Here is a 3,621-nt window from a genome sequence, read left to right on the forward strand (position 1 = left end):
GATGCCGATGCGCTGGCGCTGGCCACCGCTGAATTCATGCGGATAGCGATCCATATGCTCGGGGCGCAGGCCGACCTGCGCCAGGAGGCGCGCGACCTCGGACCGGCGGTCACGGCTGCTCATCTCGGGTCGGTGCGCCTCCAGCGGCTCGCCCACGAGACGCCCCACCGAAAGGCGCGGATTGAGCGATGAGAACGGATCCTGAAAGATGAACTGCACATCACGACGCAGGGCGCGCAGATCGGCGCCGGCGAGGTCGGAAATGTCGCGGCCAGCCACGCGGATCCGGCCCTCCGAGGGTTCCAGCAGTCGCATCAGAAGACGCGCCAGGGTCGATTTTCCACAGCCCGATTCGCCGACGATGGCAAAGGTCTGGCCCTCGTTCACGTGCAGGTCGACGCCGTCCACGGCATGCAGCGGACGCGGTTTCTGCAATAGCCCACCACCGACTGCGAACCGTTTGGTCAGGCCCTCGACCTCGACGATGGGACGGGTCATGCGGCGCCCTCCAGCCGGGTTTCCAGCGGCGCGAAATGGCAGGCCGTGCGATGGTCGGGTGCGACCTCTGTCAGATCCGGCGTGGTTGCGCAGATTGGCCGCGCGAAGGGACAGCGGGTCGAAAAGCGGCAGCCCCGGGGCATGGTTTCGATCGAGGGCACGATACCGGGCACCGTGGCCAGCCTGCGGCGCGGACCGCGCAGCGCGGGGACCGAGGACATCAGACCGATCGTATAGGGATGTTGCGGATCGCGAAAGATCGCCTCGGCCGGACCGGTCTCGACGATGCGTCCCGCATACATGACAGCGACGCTGGTCGCAACCTCGGCGACCACGCCCAGATCATGCGTGATCAGGATCGTGCCCATCTCGCCGCCCGCCTGCAATTCCGCGATCAGATCCAGGATCTGGGCCTGAATGGTCACATCCAGCGCCGTGGTCGGTTCGTCCGCGATCAGCAGGTCGGGATTGTTGACCAGCGCCATCGCGATCATCACCCGCTGCCGCATCCCGCCCGACATCTGATGCGGATAGTCGCGCATCCGGCGTTCCGCGGCCGGGATGCCCACACGGCGCAGCATGGCCAGCGCCCGATCGCGCCCGTCGCCGGGATTGTGCCGCCGCCATGCTTCCGCGATCTGGTCGCCGATGCGATGGGCGGGGTTGAGGCTGGACATCGGTTCCTGAAAGATCATGCCGATCCGCCGACCCCGCAGCCCGGCCAGCGCCTTGCGGTCGGTCAAGGCGATCTCGTCCCCCTCGAAGACCATGCGTCCCGACAGCCCGTCGCGCAGGTTCGGCGAAAGCAACCCCATCATCGCCAGCGAGGTCAGGCTTTTGCCGCAGCCCGATTCGCCGACGATGCACAGGGTTTCACCCCGCGAAACGGACAGCGACACATCGTCCAGCAGCGCGGCCTGGTGCCGTGGCAGGCGCAAGGTGGCCTGCTGAAGGTGAAGAAGCGCGTGGCTGTCGGCGGCAATCCGGTCGGGTGTCATGAAATCCTGAACCAATCATGAATTGGTTCACACTAACGCAAGGACACCCTTTTGCAAGCCCCGCCGGGATCCGGCCGCGCGCCGGACCAGCATTGCCAAAAATTCGGGCCTTGCCACCCTGCGGTCATGCCAGCGGACAGACGGTTTCTCCCGAAGGAGACCGCGATCGGCCCGGTCCGTTCAGGGCGATACCGCGAAAGGGTCGCGTCCGTCGTTCTTAGCGGGGGCCACCCGCGCGAAACTGTCGGAAAGCTCGGCCGCGACACGGGCCTGGTTTTCCTGATCGCCGGCAGGCCAGATCAGGACGAAGCCCTCGGCCCGGCCGTCGCGCACCCAGCCTTCGGCCATGGCGCTCTGGGCCATGTTGGCCCCCTTCAGCAGGATATGGCCCGGCTCGATCATCCGTGTCGGATGCGGCACCCAGCCAAGCGCCGTCACCAACCCCGACAGGTCCAGCAATTCCTGCTGTCCGCCGGGCTGGCTGAACAGGATCAGCGCGACACCGGAATCCTGCCTGGGTCCGTAGATCGACAAGGCCCGTTCGGCCCGTTCGAAAGCCAGCTTGTCCATCGGGGCGCTGACCGACAGGCCGGTCTGTTCATCGGTCAGCGTCGTCAGCCCCATCGTCCTGCGCCACGCGTCCCGGCGTTCGATCAGTCTGCGCATCGCCGTTCCGGGATCGGGCGACAGACGCCCCTCGGCGACCTCGCGCGCGACTGCCTTGCGCGTATCCGGCCCCCATTGCCCGTCGACCGCGCCATCATAGCGGCCGGCCCAACGCAAGGCGCGCTGGATCTCATCCACGGGCGGCATCTCCTGCGCGCCCGCGGATGCCGGCAGGTCCGGATCCGCGCCGGGCTCGATCACCTCGCCCAGATCCGAGGCCTGCGAAAGAAAGGCATCCCTGGGCACATCGCCCGAGGCCTTGAACGCGGCCAGCCATTCCGCCGCCGCCTCCGCGGGCAGCGGCCCCAGCGTGATCGTCCGCCAGCCACCGGGCAGAGCCATCAGCCCGGCTTCGGGAAAGGTTTCGCGCCATTTCGACAGCGCCGCGCGGCTTTCCGCATCACCACGCAGGGATTCCAGCCGCAGATAGCTGCCGGCTTCCGGCATCGGCGTGCGATCCGGGGTGGCGGCCTCGCCTTCGCTTGTGGTCGCGGCGGGCCTTGCCGCATCCTGCGAGGCCCCTGTTAGGGGTCCGCCATCTTCCGGCACCGGAGATGGTGTCGCGACCGCATCGGCCGCAACCGGAGACAGCGCGATGCCGGCCGCCGGTTCGGCCACGAAACTGTCGCCGGGCACGCGGTTCGCGGCCTTCAGCCCGGCCAGCCGCGCCTCGGCCTGGGATCGTTCCTGCGGCCCAAGGGCGATGGCGATCCAGCCGCCCGTCAACGGAAAGGTCACCACGTCGTCGAATGACTCGCGCCATTTTGCCGCAGCCTGCGCTGCCTGCGCCGCGCCGCGCTTGGCCTCGATCCGGATCACCGCCTCCTGCGCCGAGGCCGCCCCGGCCGCCAGAACCGCAGCCATCATGAAAGCCAGTCGCCGCATTCCGGTCTCCTTGTCGCGCGCCCGATGGCGCCTGTCCGCGGGCCCTTTATTGACCCTGTCCTACCCTGCGCCTAGAAGGCGCGAAAGCCCAAGCCCGATCTATGCAAAAGGACGGCCCGATGACCAGCCCAAAGCCTCCGCGCAGCTTTCAGGAAATCATCCTGCGCCTGCAGACCTACTGGGCCGGTCAGGGCTGCGCCGTGCTGCAACCCTATGACATGGAGGTCGGCGCCGGCACCTTCCATCCGGCCACGACCCTGCGCGCGCTGGGACAGCGGTCATGGGCGGCGGCCTATGTCCAGCCCTCGCGCCGACCCACCGACGGCCGCTACGGCGAAAACCCGAACCGCCTTCAGCATTATTATCAGTATCAGGTCATCATCAAGCCCAGCCCGCCCGATCTGCAGAACCTGTATCTGGGCAGCCTGAAAGCCATCGGGCTGGACCCGATGATCCATGACATACGCTTTGTCGAGGACGACTGGGAATCCCCGACCCTGGGCGCCTGGGGCCTTGGCTGGGAAGTCTGGTGCGACGGCATGGAGGTCAGCCAGTTCACCTATTTCCAGCAGGT

Annotated in this window: 4 protein-coding genes; 1 reads left to right on the forward strand and 3 read right to left on the reverse strand. The window is 67.4% G+C overall.

Annotation, left to right across the window (positions count from 1 at the left end; all coding sequences use genetic code 11):
- The 3 genes from B4A72_RS14585 to B4A72_RS14595 all read right to left on the reverse strand — a co-directional run.
- Positions 1 to 498: ATP-binding cassette domain-containing protein (locus B4A72_RS14585; RefSeq protein ID WP_292978947.1), on the reverse strand; the 498-nt coding region annotated here is incomplete at its 3' end.
- Complete coding sequence (locus B4A72_RS14590; RefSeq protein ID WP_292951400.1) at positions 495 to 1,496, reverse strand: ABC transporter ATP-binding protein; 1,002 nt, start codon at positions 1,494 to 1,496, stop codon at positions 495 to 497. The genes B4A72_RS14585 and B4A72_RS14590, both read right to left, overlap by 4 nt.
- A gap of 180 nt (positions 1,497 to 1,676) precedes the next feature.
- A complete protein-coding gene (locus B4A72_RS14595; RefSeq protein ID WP_292951397.1) occupies positions 1,677 to 3,047 on the reverse strand; it encodes a peptidoglycan-binding domain-containing protein in 1,371 nt (456 codons plus the stop codon).
- 119 nt (positions 3,048 to 3,166) lie between these two features.
- Between B4A72_RS14595 and B4A72_RS14600 the strand changes: the two genes are divergently transcribed.
- On the forward strand, positions 3,167 to 3,621 hold a 455-nt coding region (locus tag B4A72_RS14600; protein ID WP_292978949.1), incomplete at its 3' end, for a glycine--tRNA ligase subunit alpha.

The organism is Paracoccus sp. UBA5162, assembly GCF_002413585.1.
GTDB lineage: Bacteria > Pseudomonadota > Alphaproteobacteria > Rhodobacterales > Rhodobacteraceae > Paracoccus.